Annotated in this window: 11 protein-coding genes; 8 read left to right on the forward strand and 3 right to left on the reverse strand. The window is 72.8% G+C overall.

Annotated features, from left to right (window positions below; all coding sequences use genetic code 11):
• Positions 1 to 47 precede the first annotated feature (47 nt).
• Complete coding sequence (locus tag KIK06_RS23880; protein ID WP_268645179.1) at positions 48 to 410, reverse strand: hypothetical protein; 363 nt, start codon at positions 408 to 410, stop codon at positions 48 to 50.
• A 108-nt stretch (positions 411 to 518) separates the two neighbouring features.
• Between KIK06_RS23880 and KIK06_RS23885 the strand changes: the two genes are divergently transcribed.
• Positions 519 to 1325, forward strand: a complete 807-nt coding sequence (locus KIK06_RS23885) for a helix-turn-helix domain-containing protein (RefSeq protein ID WP_268645180.1) — start codon at positions 519 to 521, stop codon at positions 1323 to 1325.
• Entirely contained in the window at positions 1265 to 1501 is a 237-nt protein-coding gene (locus KIK06_RS23890; protein ID WP_086003059.1) for a DUF397 domain-containing protein, read from the forward strand. Before KIK06_RS23885 ends, KIK06_RS23890 begins: the two co-directional genes overlap by 61 nt.
• A 74-nt stretch (positions 1502 to 1575) precedes the next feature.
• Here KIK06_RS23890 and KIK06_RS23895 read toward each other — a convergent pair whose 3' ends face one another.
• Together KIK06_RS23895 and KIK06_RS23900 are read right to left on the reverse strand one after the other, a co-directional pair.
• Positions 1576 to 2514 carry a poly(ethylene terephthalate) hydrolase family protein gene (locus KIK06_RS23895; RefSeq protein ID WP_268645181.1) on the reverse strand — a complete coding sequence of 313 codons (939 nt, stop codon included), beginning with the start codon at positions 2512 to 2514 and terminating at the stop codon, positions 1576 to 1578.
• A gap of 305 nt (positions 2515 to 2819) precedes the next feature.
• Positions 2820 to 4229 (reverse strand): cytochrome P450, encoded by a 1410-nt coding sequence (locus KIK06_RS23900; RefSeq protein WP_268645182.1) that lies wholly within the window; start codon positions 4227 to 4229, stop codon positions 2820 to 2822.
• Between the two features lie 466 nt (positions 4230 to 4695).
• On the opposite strand from KIK06_RS23900, the gene KIK06_RS23905 reads away from it, so the two are divergent.
• The 6 genes from KIK06_RS23905 to KIK06_RS23930 all read left to right on the forward strand — a co-directional run bounded on the left by KIK06_RS23905 (position 4696) and on the right by KIK06_RS23930 (position 14468).
• Positions 4696 to 5949, forward strand: a complete 1254-nt coding sequence (locus KIK06_RS23905) for an SWIM zinc finger family protein (protein ID WP_268646161.1) — start codon at positions 4696 to 4698, stop codon at positions 5947 to 5949.
• Positions 5946 to 7514, forward strand: a complete 1569-nt coding sequence (locus tag KIK06_RS23910) for a DUF5691 domain-containing protein (RefSeq protein WP_268645183.1) — start codon at positions 5946 to 5948, stop codon at positions 7512 to 7514. The genes KIK06_RS23905 and KIK06_RS23910 overlap by 4 nt, the downstream gene beginning before the upstream one ends.
• The gene (locus KIK06_RS23915; protein ID WP_017602030.1) at positions 7515 to 8630 is read left to right on the forward strand and encodes an ATP-binding protein; all 1116 of its coding nucleotides are present in this window, start codon (positions 7515 to 7517) and stop codon (positions 8628 to 8630) included.
• On the forward strand, positions 8630 to 11074 hold the full coding sequence (locus tag KIK06_RS23920) for a DUF5682 family protein (RefSeq protein WP_268645184.1): 2445 nt from the start codon (positions 8630 to 8632) through the stop codon (positions 11072 to 11074). Before KIK06_RS23915 ends, KIK06_RS23920 begins: the two co-directional genes overlap by 1 nt.
• Positions 11071 to 12243, forward strand: a complete 1173-nt coding sequence (locus tag KIK06_RS23925; protein WP_268645185.1) for a VWA domain-containing protein — start codon at positions 11071 to 11073, stop codon at positions 12241 to 12243. Before KIK06_RS23920 ends, KIK06_RS23925 begins: the two co-directional genes overlap by 4 nt.
• Positions 12244 to 13079: 836 nt before the next feature.
• The gene (locus tag KIK06_RS23930) at positions 13080 to 14468 is read left to right on the forward strand and encodes an MFS transporter (protein WP_268645186.1); all 1389 of its coding nucleotides are present in this window, start codon (positions 13080 to 13082) and stop codon (positions 14466 to 14468) included.
• The last annotated feature ends 40 nt before the right edge of the window (positions 14469 to 14508 follow it).

A 14508-nucleotide genomic window follows, 5' to 3' on the forward strand; every position in this document is an offset into this window, starting at 1 on the left:
GGAAGACACGGCGGCCCGGGAACCTTCCCGGGTCGCCGCCGTCCGTCCTAGGCCAGGTCGCGGACGAGGCCGACCGCGGCGTCGGTGTACTGGACGGGCACCGAGCCCGTCTCCAGGACGGAACCGTCGTCGAGAACGCGTTGGGTGAGGAAGTATCGGCCAAGGACCCGGGTGCGTGTGTTGCGGGTGTACACCGCGGGTTCGCCGTAGAGGTCGAGCCTGGTACCGGGGACGTCGGCCCGTCGGAGGGCGGCGTACAGCTGCTTGAGCGCCTCGTCCCGGCGAACGGCCAGCGCGCCGTACGTCGTCACGGCGCGGACACCCGCGTCCGGTCCGGCCGGTACGCGTGTCCACCGGCGTCGGCCCTCTTCCGGGGCGGTCCCTTCCGCGTCGGTGCGTGTACTGGTCATGCTGAGAGGTTCGCACCTGCGACGACGCGAGGGAAGGGAGGATACAAAGAGATCACGCTCTGGGCAGTTCCATACACATCAGTACCGAATTCTTGACAGGGTCGGTACATGGTGGACCGACTGAAGCCCGCGTGGGTCGAGTTTGGCAAGCACGTCCGTCGTCTCCGCACCCAGGCGAACTTGTCCCTCGACCGCCTCGCCCGGCTGACGACGTACTCGGCCACCTACCACAGCAAGATCGAGCGCGCGGTTCGGGCACCCAATGTCGGAATTGTCGAGGCCCTGGACCGGGAACTCGGTACAAGGGGCGCTCTGCTCAGGATGTGGCGGGACGTCGAGCGCTCGGAAAGCGGGTCCTGGTACGAACAGCCGGACGAGTATGAGAAGGAAGCGACTGAGATAAGGTTCTTCCATCCCTTTGTCCTCCCCGGCTTCCTCCAGACCGAGAGCTACTCGCGGATCATCACGTCCCACTCCGTTCCGAACATCGACAGGGAGAGCCTGGAGAAGACCGTCGACATGCGTAAGGCATGGCGGCGGCTCCTGCGGGAGAACGAGGAACTCAGGCTGAGCGTCGTCATCCCGGAGTTCGTCCTCACCCGTCTGGTGGGCGGTGCCGAGACGATGCGGGAACAACTGGAGAGACTGGTCCAGGAGTCGCAGACCGAGGGGCTCACCCTCCAGGTCCTTCCGGAGGGGATCAGCGACTTCGCGTGGACCGTGGGGGCCTTCTGGCTGGTATACATTGAGGACCAAAGTCCCATTGTGTGTACCGAACACTGTATCGGCGGACACATGACGAGCGAGGCCAAGTACGTGCGGAAACTGGAGTCCGCGTACAACAGGCTACAGGTATGGGCACTTTCTCCGAACGACTCGTTGCACAAGATCAAGGCACTGAGGGACCTACTGTGAACGAATGGCACAAATCCTCTTACAGCGCGACCGATGTTCGATGCGTTGAGGTCAGGGAGATGTCGGACGCCGTCCTCATGCGTGACACGCAGAACCGGGAACTCGGTCACCTGAGCTTCACCCTTCCCGAGTGGGGTTCCTTCCTCGGGGACCTCAAGGCCGGCTCCGCCGGATAGCGGGGACCCCCGACAGCGGCAGGGGGCGGCGGACCGCGCGGCGCGGCCCGCCGCCCCCTTCGGGCGGGGTGGGGTCAGGAACCGTGCGGGCAGGAGTCCCGGTAGTCCGAGAAGTCCGTGCCCCAACCGGTCCTGGGCGGCGGGCACAGGAACTGCTCGTACCGCAGGTCGTCGTCGACGAACCGCTTCAGCCAGGAGATGCTGAACCGGGCGATCGTCGTGTCGGAGAAGTTCGGCGCGAAGTGGCTCGCGCCGCGCAGCTCCAGGTAGGCCGAGTCCAGGTTCGGGTCCAGACTCTCGTAGAACGGGATGGAGTGCGACCAGACCGGCGCGACCGCGTCGTTCTCCGCGCCGATGACCAGCGTCGGCACCTCCACGTCCGACCAGTCCTTCTGGGTGTGCCAGGGCGTGAGCGGGATCGCCGCCCGGAGCTCCGGGCGGTCCTCCGCGACGGCCAGTGAGCCGCCGCCGCCCATCGAGTGGCCCATCACGGCCAGGCGGTCCTCGTCCACCCGGTCCGCGACGTCGCTGTCGTCCACCAGGTAGTCCAGCGCGGCGTCGAGCTGGCGTCCCCGGCTGTCGGGCTGGTCGTACCGGGTGTTGGTGTCGATGGTGAACACCACGAAGCCCTGCGAGGCGATCCGGTGCCCGTACCAGGACATCGACGACTGGCTCGCCGTGTACCCGGGAGCGATCACCACACCGCCGAAGGTGCCCTCGCTGGTGTCGGTGGGGTAGTAGATCGTGCCGCCGCCGAAGCCCCACACCAGGGACGACACGGAGGTCGTGTCGGTGTCGAAGGGGCCGCGCACGGCGGTGACGCTCTGCTCCGTGGGGTCTGGGCCACGCTCGTAGGGGTTGTCGGCCGCGTGGGCGGGGGCGGCCAGCCCGCCGGCCGCGCCCAGGGTCAGAGCCACGGCCAGGGCCGCCCTCGCGGTGACGCGGCCCGCCCAGGAGCGCGCGGCGCCGGCGGTGTTCGTGTCGGATGGGGCGGGGGGATTCTTCGTTCGCACGTCGTTGTCCTTTTCGTGCAGCGGGAAACGCGGACCGAGGTCGCGTTCCAGGGGGGTTCGTCCGTTGCCGAAAACGGTCGCGCCGTCCGTGTTCGGGGTTCTCCCGGAGGTTCACGTGGAATATCGGATTCCGGTTTCCGGGAACTGCCGGGGGTGGCGGTCGGGCTTCTCCTCTCTGTGTGTCCTGTTTCACTATGGTGTCGTTTCGGTGAAATGGAATCCGTGTGATCACCAGTGGTTCCGACCGACCAGTTCAGCCGCTGTGCCCGCCGCGGAGGACGCCGCCGTGCCCGGCCCCGCCGCGCTCAGTCCCGTTGACGCGGACCCCGCCACCAGGACAGGAGGCGGTCGAGCAGGTCCGGTTCGCGATGACCCTCGTCCGGCTCCGGGCGGGGCTGGGGGAGACGGGGTCCACACTGCGGTTCCGTGGTCTCAGGGGCGGTCCGGCGCGAGGGTTCACCGGGGACGAAGGCGACGGGCAGCTCCCGCAGACCCCGGACGAACACCGAGGGGACCGCGCGCAGTTCCTCGGGCGGGACGGCCAGGTGCAGCCCGGTGAGCCGTTCGTTGAGCGTGCGGACGGCGACGGCCGTGATCATCCGCGCCAGCTCCCGGGCCGGGCAGGCGTGCGGGCCCGCCCCGAACATCAGGTGCGCGCGGTTGCCGCTGACCACCCCCGCGGTTCCGTGCCGCGGGTCGGGCCGGACCGCGGGGTCGCGGTGGGCGGGGGCGAAGCCGATCAGCAGGGCGTCGCCCGCCCGCACGTCGGCGTCCCCGATCCGCACGTCGTGCAGGGCGAACCGGGCGGCGATCAGCTGGAACGGCATGTCCGTCCACATCACGTGGTCGAGGAGGTCCTGGACCGACACGCACGCGTCGGCCTGGGCCTGCCGGAGTCCCGGGTTGGTGAGCAGAGTGCGCATGGTGTTGCCGATGAGGTGTGTGGTGGGTTGGTGGCTGGCGTTGTTGATCAGCGCGGCCTGGTGGGCGACCTCGTGGTCACTGAGCCCCGACGGGTGCGCCAGCATCCACGACACGAGGTCCTCACCCGGGCGCTCCCGCTTGCGCACCACCAGGCCGGCGAAGTACTGCTGGATCCGCGACACCGCGTCCGCGCCCCGCTTGGCGTCCTCTCCGAAGACGATCGAGGTCAGGTCGCCGAGCATGTGGCCGTAGCTGTCGGACAGCCCGTACAGGCGGTTGACCACCAGGACCGGCAGCGGAGCGGCGAACTCCGTGATGAGGTCGGCCCGGCCCCGTGCGACGAACGCGTCCACCAGGTCGTCGGCGATGCGCCGGACCACCCGCTCGGTCGTGGCCAGGTCCACCCTGGACAGGGCGTCCACGATGGGGGCGCGCAGCCGGGTGTGGGCGGCGCCGTCGGTGTACAGGGCGTTGGGGCGCCAGGAGAGGGTGGGGCGGGAGGTGGCCAGGTCGACGCGGCCCTCGACCACCTCGCGCCAGCGGCGGGTGTCCCTGGAGAACAGCCGCTGGTTCCGCAGGACCGTCAGGTTCTCGTGGTAGCCCAACAGGACCCACACGCGGACACCGTCCTCCAGTTCCGCCGGGGCGACCGCGCCGTGGCATTCCCGCAACCGCTCCCAGAGCCCGTCGAGCCCCCTGTCGGGCAAGGACCCGTACAGGCGGGTCAGCTGGTGAGGGCAGTGCGGGGAGGGCTGGTGAGGGTCGTCGCCGTCGGTTCGGATGGTCGTCATCGGGTGCGCGGTCCCCGGCGCGCCGGGGCCGCCTCCCTCCCTTCGAGGAGAAGACACGTCGTCGCGGTGACGGGAGGGGAGGGCGGACCCGACCGGACGTCGGGGCGGGGCCGTGCGGGTCAGCGCTCCTTTCGGAAGGGGCGGGCCGGGCACGGCGGGAAATGGGGATGTGCGCCCTGGTCGTGGAATTCTAGAGGGGAGTCGGTCCTTTCCTCAACAGGCCGGGGAGCCTCGCGGCCCGGTTTTTCATGAGCGGCGGGAGCGGCATGGGAATTCTGATATGTCCGCTGTTGTATTCTTTTTCCGCCGTTCCTCGCGCCCTCGCCTTCCCGCGTGACCCGGTCGGGCGCCCCGCCCCGGACTGTCGGTGCCGGGCCGTAGCTTCGTCCACGTGAGCGATCGATGGAGTACCGACGACGTCTGGGCCCTGGCTCCGGACCCCCCGTCACGCAAGGCGGCGCTCAAGGTGGCCAAGCCGGGTTCTTGGCCCCAGAGCGGAGTGATCACCGACCCCTCCGGCGCCGCCTCAGCCGTGTGGGGCGAGTGCAAGGGGAGCGGCGCCAAGCCCTACCTCGCCGCCGCCCACCTGGACGGTGACGGCGGTCCGGCCTACAAGTGCAGCTGCCCCAGCCGCAAGATCCCCTGTAAGCACGTCCTCGCCCTGCTCGCCCTGTGGGCTCAGGGGACCGTGGACGTTCGCGACGAGCGCCCCGAGTGGGTCGCCACCTGGCTGACCGGGCGCGCCACACGCCAGGCCAAGGCGGCGGAGAAGGCGGCCAGGCCCGTGGACCCCACACGGGCGGAGGCCACGCTCAGGGAGCGGGAGAAGGCCGTCGCGGGCGGCATGGACGAGCTCCGGCTCTGGCTCAACGACCAGATCGACGCCGGGCTCGCCGAGGCGCCCAAGCACCGCTACGACCACTGGGACCGCATGGCCAAGCGCTTGGTGGACGCCAAGGCGGGCGGCGCCGCCTCCGCGGTCACCGAACTTCCCGGAGCCGTCCGGGCGACCGGCTGGCCCGAGGTCCTACTGGAGCGCCTCAGCATGATCCACCTGCTGGTCGGCGCCCACCGCGCCGGAGACGGCCTGGACGAGCGCACGCGCGGTGTGGTCCGCGCCAGGGTCGGCATCACCACCAAGGCGGATGAGGTGCTGGCGGACGGCGAACGCGTCCGCGACACCTGGTGCGTCCTGGGGGCGAGGAACACCCCCACCCCCGAGGGCGACATGACCGCCCACCGCGTGTGGCTGCGGGGCACGGACAGCGGCCGTCTCGCCCTGTCCCTGAGCTTCGCGCGCTCGGGGCAGGCGCCGCGGACCCCCTTCCGGGTCGGAACCGAGGTGAGCACGGAGCTCGCCTTCTACCCGGACGGCCAGCGCGTGGTGCCCGTGGCCGACGGCGACACCCGCACAGCGCCCCCGCCGCGGGGCACGACGGTGACCGAGGCGCTCGACGCCTTCGCCGCGGCACTCGCGGTCGACCCCTGGCGGGACACCTGGCCGATGGTCCTCGACCGGGCCGCCCCCGCCCACGACGACGACCGATGGCACCTGGTCGACCCCTCCGGCACCGCGCTCCCCCTCGTCACCGGTGTGCCCTGGCGGCTCCTCGCCGTCACGGGCGGCCACCCCTCCACGGTGGTCGCCGAGTGGTCTCCCCGCCACGGACTCACCCCCCTGACCGTGTGGGACACGGACGGAAAGGTCGACGCACTGTGACACCGGACCCCCTGGGCACCACGGTGCCCGCCCCCCTCACTCCCGACCCCCCGGCCCCCGCCGACTCGTGGGACCGACTGGTCTCCACCGCGCTCGTGGGCACCGCCCGGCGCGCCGTTCCCCCTACCCCCGACCTCCCCGAGACCCCCTCCGCAGAGGGCGCCGAGGCTCTGCTGGACCGCGCCGCCCTGGCCACGGTCCGGCGGGCGGCCGGATACGCGCCCGGGACCGCCGAACCCGTCACCCCGGACCCGGGGGGCGAACCGGCCCGGATCGAGGGTGCGGCCGCGCACCGGCTCTCGCTGATCCTGGCCCAGCGGCCCGAGCTCCTCCCCGAGTGGTTGGAGCTGGTCGCGGCGAGCGGTCGCGAGGTGGACCGCGCCAACATCCCCGCCCTGCTCGAACGCGGTGAGCGCGACAGCCGGCTGCGCCCCGCGATCGCCGCCGCCGTCGGCACCCGGGGCCGCTGGCTGGCCGGACTCAACGATCGGTGGGCGTACGTGACGGCGGAGACGTTGCCCGGCGACGCCTTCGTCGAGCAGGACTGGGCGGACGGCGGCCCCTCCGAACGCCGCCGCGCCCTCGCCGTCCTGCGCGCCACCGACCCGGACGCCGCCCGTGCGCTCCTGGAGGCGGAGTGGGACGCGCTCAGCAGGGCCGAATGGCGTCGCCTCCTGCTCGACACGTTCTCCGTCGGCCCGGTTCCCGGCGACGCCGCCTTCCTGGACCGCGTCCTCGACGACAAGGCGGCCAACGTGCGTGGTCTGGCCCTGTCCCTGCTCACCCGGCTCCCCGGCAGCGCCCACGCCGACCGTCTGCGCGGCTACGTCCGTGAGCACGCCCGACTCGGCGTCCGCGGGGAACTGGTGGTCGACGACGTCGCCGCCACCCGCACCGACGTCCTCCGCGACCTGGCCCTGGTCGTCCCCGAGGCGTCCCGCTCCGGCGAGGTCTTCGAACGGACCTGGTCCCTGATCACGCACGCGCCCCTGGACATGTGGACCGACCTGTTCGACACCACCCCCGGCGAGGTCTTCGCCGCGGCCGACGCGGCGCGCGAGGTCCGCCTGCGGGACGCGTTCGGCAACGCGATCGGACTCCAGGGGGATCCCGAGTGGGCGCGGGCGGTCATCGGTTTCCTGGGCCAGGGGCTGGTGGGCCAGCTCGCCGACACAGCCCGGGGCCGCGAGGCCGTCCACGTGGAGGCCCTGCTGGGAGTGCTCCCCGCCGAGGAGCGCTGCGCCGCGGCCCTGGCCGCCGCGCGTGACCGGAGCCGTGCCAAGACCCGTGACGCCGACCTCGCCCACCTGGCCCAGGCGGTCGGCGCGCCCTGGAACCGCGACCTGTGCGAGCTGTTCCTCGACCACCTGGGCGGGCCGGCCCCCAAGCACGGCCGCTCCCCGTCCGCCTACCGTTCCCTCTGCGACCTGGCGGCCGAGCGCCTGCGCCCCGAACACCTCGCCTCCCTGCCGGAGGCCCCTCCGCGCGGCGGCGCCGAGGCCGACGCCTTCCTCCGCCTGAGGGAACTCCTCCGCTTCCGTCTCGACATGCACAAGGAGCTCTAGTTGACCAGCAGCACCCCCTCCATCAGCACCGACGCGTCGCAGGCGCTGCGCCCCCACGCCGAACAGACCTACGCCGCCGAACTGGAGGCGCTGGCCAAGACCGACGACCGCCAGCGCCCGCCCGGCTGGCGGCTCTCCCCCTGGGCCGTCACCCAGTACCTGCTGGGCACCACGCTGGAGGACGGAACGGAGATCACGCCCAAGTACATCGGGTCGCGCCGCGTCGTGGAGGTCGCCGTGGCCACCCTGGCCACCGACCGCGCGCTGCTGCTCATCGGTGTGCCGGGCACGGCCAAGACCTGGCTGTCCGAGCACCTCGCGGCGGCCGTCGCCGGTGACTCCACCCTCCTGGTGCAGGGCACCGCGGGCACCTCCGAGGAGGCCGTCCGGTACGGGTGGAACTACGCCCGGCTGCTCGCCGAGGGGCCGTCCGAGGCGGCGCTCGTGCCCAGCCCGGTGATGACGGCGATGGCGCGCGGGTCGATCGGGCGCATCGAGGAGCTCACCCGCATGCCCTCCGACGTGCAGGACGGCCTGATCACCGTGCTGTCGGAGAAATCGCTGCCCGTCGCGGAGCTGGGGATCGAGGTCCAGGCGCAGCGCGGGTTCAACATCATCGCGACCGCCAACGACCGCGACCGCGGCGTCAACGACCTGTCCAGCGCGCTGCGCCGCCGCTTCAACACGGTGGTGCTGCCGGTCCCGGACAGCGTGGAGGACGAGATCCGCATCGTCACCCAGCGCGTGGAGCAGCTGGGGCGGTCGCTCGACCTGCCGGAGGTACCGACCAGCCTCACCGAGATTCAGCGCGTGGTCACCGTCTTCCGCGAACTGCGCTCGGGCGTGACCGAGGACAACGGGACCAAGGTCAAGTCCCCCAGCGGCACCCTGAGCACCGCCGAGGCCATCTCGGTCATCACCAACGGCATGGCGCTGGCCGCGCACTTCGGCGACGGCCGGCTGCGCCCCGCGGACGTCGCGGCCGGGATCCAGGGCGCCGTCGTCCAGGACCGGGTGTCCGACGGCGTGGTCTGGCGCGAGTACCTGGAGACCGTCGCGCGCGCACGCGACGGGTGGGGCGAGTTCTACCGGGCGTGCCGCGAGGTGGGCGCCTGATGGCCCGAGCCCGACTGGACACGAGCGGACTGCACGTCCTGGGCGTGCGGCACCACGGCCCGGGCTCGGCCCGGGCCGTCCGGGCGGCCCTGGAGGAGATCAAACCCGACGCGGTGCTGATCGAGGGGCCCCCGGAGGCGGACGCGCTCACGCACCTGGTGGGGGAGCTGGAGCCCCCCGTGGCCCTGCTGGCGTACGTGAACGACGCGCCCAAGGGCGGTTCCGCGTCGGCCCCCTCGGCCTCCCGTGACGAAGAGGGGGGTGCTGCGGCCGGAGGCCGTCCGTTGAGGGTGGCGGCGGGTGACGGGTGGGCGTTCTGGCCGTTCGCGAGCTTCTCCCCGGAGTGGGAGGCGCTGCGGTACGCGGTCTCCGCCGACGTCCCGGTGCGCTTTTGCGACCTGCCCGCCGCCCACACGCTGGCCGACCGGGTCGCCCGTGCCGAGGCGCGGGCCGCGCAGGAGAAGGAGCGGGTGTCCGGGGGAGGGCGGGACGCCGACGGCCCGCCCTGGGACGAGGACTCGGACGGCCCGCCCGCGGGGGACGAGGACGCGTCCACCGGGCCGACGGCGGCCGGGGACGACCGCGTCCGGGTCGACCCGCTCGGGGTGCTCGCCGAGGCCGCCGGGTACGACGACGCCGAACGCTGGTGGGACGACGTCGTCGAGCAGCGCCGTGACGGAGAGCCCTCCCCGTTTCCCGCGATCGCCGACGCCATGGCCGCGGTCCGCGCCGAGGCCGGTCCGGAGACGGGCCGGGACGCGCGCCGCGAGGCGTACATGCGCCAGACCCTGCGCGCCGTCCTGAAACAGGGGCACGAACGCGTGGCGGTCGTGTGCGGCGCCTGGCACGCGCCCGCCCTGCGCGACGTCGCCGACTACCCGATCAAGGACGACACCGCCCTGCTCAAGGGACTGCCCAAGGCGAAGGTCACCGCCACCTGGGTGCCGTGGACGCACGGACGCCTGGCCGCCGCCAGCGGTTACGGGGCCGGTGTGACCGCTCCCGGCTGGTACCACCACCTGTTCACCGCCCCCGACCGGCCGGTGCACCGGTGGCTGGCCGACGCCGCGCGGCTGCTCCGCGAGGAGGGGCAGCACGTGTCCTCGTCACACGTCATCGAGGGGGTGCGGCTGGCCGAGAGCCTCGCCGTCCTGCGCGGGCGGCCGCTCGCCGGGCTCGACGAGATGTCCGAGGCGCTCACCGCCGTGCTGTGCGAGGGCGAACCGACCCGGGCCGCGCTGGTCCACGGGAGGATGTCGGTCGGCGAGCGTATGGGGTCGGTGCCGCCGTCGACCCCGATGGTGCCGTTGCAGCGCGACCTGATGGCGGCGCAGAAGCGGTTGCGGCTCAAGCCCGAGCCGTTCGACCGCGACCTCGACCTGGACCTGCGCAAGGACAGCCAGCGCGAACGCGGGGTGCTGCTGCACCGGCTGCGGCTGCTCGGGGTCGAGTGGGGCGTGCCGCGCACGCCCGACCGCGGGCGGAGGGGGACGTTCAACGAGTCGTGGCGGATCCGGTGGGAACCGGACATGGACGTCGCGCTCATCGAGGCCAGCCAGTGGGGGACCACGGTGGAGTCGGCGGCGACGGCCAGGGTCGTCGACACGGCCCGGGAGGCGTCGCTGCCCACGCTGACCTCGCTCACCGAGCGGTGCCTGTTCGCCGAACTCGGCGAAGCCCTGCCCGAGGTGCTGTCCCTGCTCACCGACCGGGCCGCCACCGACAGCGACGTCACGCACCTGATGGCGGCCCTGCCGCCGCTGGCGCGGTCGGCGCGGTACGGGGACGTGCGCGGCACCGACGACACGCACCTGCGGGCGGTGGCCGAGCAGATCCTGCGCAGGGTGTGCGTCGGGCTCGCCCCGGCCGTGCGCGGACTGGACGACGACGCGGCGGCGGAGTTCGTCGCGCGGATCGACGCGACCCACACCGCCGCCACGCTGCTCGGTGGCGAGGGCGAGCGGGCGTGGACGGAGACGCTGGTCGCCCTGGCCGTCCGCGACTCGCTGCCGGGCCGGATCGCCGGGCGGGTCAACCGGATGCTCCTGGACGCCTCGCTGCTGGAGGCCGACGAGCTGCGTCGCCGCCTGGGCCTGGCGATGTCGCCGGGCACCGAACCCGCCGACGCCGCCGCCTGGCTGGAGGGCTTCCTCCAGGGGAGCGGGCTCATCCTGGTGCACGACGACCAGCTGCTCAAGCTGATCGACGCCTGGCTGCTGGGACTGCCGGAGGACCGGTTCACGTCGGTCCTGCCCCTGCTGCGGCGCACCTTCGGGGCGTTCGACGGGCCCGAACGGCGGGAGATCGGCGAGGCCGCCACGCGGATCGGGGGCGGCGGCGCGCGGCCGCCGACCGCCGACCGGCGGCCCGTGGACGCGGAGCGGGCCGCCCCCGCGCTGGCCGCCGTCGCGGCCATCCTCACCAACGGAAGGAGTGGGTCGTGAACGCCGTGGACGAACGCGAGCGCCGCTGGCGGCTGGTGCTCGGCAGGGAGGCCCAGTGCTCCGGCCTGAGCGCGGCCGACCAGGGGATGGACGGCGCGCTGGAGGCGCTGTACAACCGGTCCGACCAGGGGTCCGGTAGGGGGTCGAACGCGCTCACCTCCGAACGCGGCGCGGGTCTCGGCGGCTCGGCGCCCCGGGTGGCCCGCTGGCTCGGGGACATTCGGGAGTACTTCCCGACCTCGGTCGTGCAGGTCATGCAGCAGGACGCCATGGACCGGCTGGGGCTGCACCAGCTCCTGCTGGAACCGGAGATGATGCAGGCCGTCGAACCGGACGTGCACCTGGTGGGGACGCTGCTGTCGCTGAACCGGGTGATGCCGGACGAGGCCCGCGAGTCGGCCCGCGCCGTGGTGCGCAAGGTCGTCGACGACCTGGAACGGCGGGTCGCGCAGAAGACGACGTCGGTGGTACGGGGGGCGATCGACCGGTCGGCGCGCACGCACCGGCCGCGCCGGGTGTCCGACATCGACTGGAACGCCACGATCCGCCGGAACCTCGCCCACTACCTGCCCGAGCACAACACGGTCGTGCCGCAGACCCTGGTCGGGTACGGGCGGCGGAGCCGGGGCGTGCAGAAGGAGGTCGTGCTGGCGATCGACCAGAGCGGGTCGATGGCGGCCTCCGTGGTCTACGCGAGCGTGTTCGGCGCGGTGCTGGCGTCGATGAGCGCTCTGAAGACCTCGCTCGTGGTCTTCGACACCGCCGTGGTGGACCTGACCGAGCAGCTGACCGACCCGGTGGAGGTGCTGTTCGGGACGCAGCTGGGCGGCGGTACGCACATCAACAAGGCCATTGCCTACTGCCAGGAACTGATCACCAAGCCGGACGACTCGGTGTTCGTGCTGATCAGCGACCTGTACGAGGGCGGTGTCCGGGCGGAGATGCTCAAGCGGGTGGCCGCGATGAAGGCCGCCGGGACGCAGGTCGTGGTGCTGCTCGCCCTGTCCGACGAGGGCGCGCCCTTCTACGACCGGGAGAACGCGGCGGCGCTCGCGGAGATGGACGTGCCCGCGTTCGCGTGCACGCCGGACATGTTCCCGGAGCTGATGGCCGCCGCCATCCAGGGCCAGCCGCTCACCGCCTGGGTGGACAAGCACCAGGACGCCTGACGTGTGCGGGCGGGGCCGCGCGGGGGCGGCCCCGCCACGGAGGTCGCCTCCGAGACCGTTGCGGGTCCGGCCGAGGTCGGCGCGTCACGGCTGTTCGTCGTCCGTCCGCTCGACGGGGGAGGGTCCTCTCCGAGTGCCCTCCTGACAGCCGACACCGGGTCGTTCGGTTGACCGGCGTCCTGGAAGTCCAGGTCGCCCACGAGAAGAACCCAGACCGGGCGCCACGCGGAGGGGAACTCCGGGATCACCGCCGCACCGAGTCCGGCAGTGGCCCGGCTGCTGGGGGGTCGCAGCCGGACCACGCGCGGGATCCGAGGCCGCCATCGGTGCGAACCGCCGTCCGCGTGCGCGCGGAACCGGAGAGCGGCGGCGGTCCGGCACGGGGCGGGAGACCCTCCCACCAGGCGTGTCGCCGGCGACGAGGCTCTTTTCGGATTCCGTTCCTCTCCTGGTCGGTACGGGCCGACCGAAAGGCATTATGGCATTTTCGCCAGGAGCGTTCCATGGGCTTTCTCACGAGAACGGCGGCGACGCCTCGGCGCCGCGCGCGAACGGGGGGAGAACGGTTCGTCCCGGTAGCGCGGTCCCGTGACGTTCCGCCCGGTGGGACGCGCTTCCCGGGGTGACGGCCCCGCAAAACCGGTGGCACCGCCCGGGGCGGGCTCGCTACCCTTCCCCCGTGCCCGAGTCGAAGGATCCGGCCGCCTAGGGCGATTCCCCCATCGCGCGCCCTTCCGGCGGCCGAAGCCCACAACGATCCCAGCCGTTTCCGCGTTCCACGCCGGTGCGGTCCTCAGTGCTGCCCGGCTCCGATCCCGACTCCTGGAGCACCTTCCTTGCCCGCTCGAAAACGCGACGCTCTCGTCCTCGTCGCCGTTCTCACGTCCATCTTCGTCCTCCCGCTGTCCATCACCGGCGCCTCCACCGCACTGCCCGCCATCCAGGCGGAGTTCGGCGGCGGGTTGGCCGGAACCCAGTGGGTCGTCAACGCCTACAACGCCTGCTTCGCCGCCTTCCTGGTGTCCGCGGGCTCCGTCGCCGACGCGATCGGCCGCCGGAGGGTCTACACCCTCGGTGTCGGCCTGTTCTGCGTCAGCGGCCTGTCCGTGCTGCTGGTCCAGGACATCGTCGCCCTCGTCGTCCTGCGCACCCTGGGCGGTGTCGGAGCGGCGGCGGTCGTCGCCGGAGGTGCCGCGATCCTCACGGCCGTGTTCGAGGGGCCCGCGCGCGCCCGTGCGTTCGGCCTCCTCGGCACGGTCGCCGGGGCGGGCACCGCCTTCGGCCCGGCCGCCGCGGGTCTGCTCATCGACACCCTCGACTGGCGCTCCGCGTTCGCCGCCCCCGCCGTGGTCGCCGGTGCGGTCCTGTTGCTCGTACCCCTGCTCCCCCCGGTCCGGGGGACCGGCCGCCGGGTCGACCTGCTCGGCGGCGCGCTGTTCACGGCGGCCCTGCTCACCCTGATCACCGCGCTGGTGGAGGGACCCGCGCGCGGGCCCGTCCTGACGGTGGGGGCCCTGGCGGTGTCGTTCCTGCTGTTCGCCGTGTTCGCCCTGGTCGAGCGCGGACGGCGGGACCCGCTCGTCGACGTCGCCGTTCTGGCCAACCGCCGGTTCGTGGCCTACGCACTGGCCGCCGCCACCTTCATGGTGGTGCTCGTCCCGCTGCTGGTGTACCTGCCCTCCTACCTCATCGCGGTGGTCGGTCTGGGGCCCGCCCAGGCGGGCCTGTGGCTGCTGATGCTCACGGTGCCCACGCTCGCCCTGCCCACCGTCGGCGCCGAACTGGCCGCACGCCTTCCGCATACGGCGGTCGTGATCGGGGCGCTGGCACTGGTCGGGGCCGGGGCCTTCACGCTCACGACGCTGGGCCCGGACGCCACACCCCTGCGTCTCCTCGTGCCGTTCCTTCTGATCGGATCCGGGGTGGGCCTCACCAACGGCCTCATCGACGGCCTGGCGCTGGGTACGGTGCCCGCCGAGCGGGCGGGGACCGCGGCGGGCGTGTTCAACGCCTCCCGGCTCACCCTGGAGACGGTCTCCCTGGCGGGTGCGGGCGCCGTGCTGGCGGTCCTCACCGGCGGGAGCCTGTCGGGGGCGGCCTTCACCGACGCGTTCCACGTCGTGGGACTGGCCCTGGGTGGGTGCGTCGTCCTGGTCGTCGCGGTGGTCGCCGTGCTCGGCCGCGGGGTGTCGGAGGACGAGGGGAGTCCGGCCGCGGTCGACTGACGCCCGTCGACCGCGCGTGCGTGAAGCCGCCCGCGGCCCC

Source organism: Nocardiopsis sp. EMB25 (assembly GCF_026797795.1).
GTDB lineage: Bacteria > Actinomycetota > Actinomycetes > Streptosporangiales > Streptosporangiaceae > Nocardiopsis > Nocardiopsis lucentensis.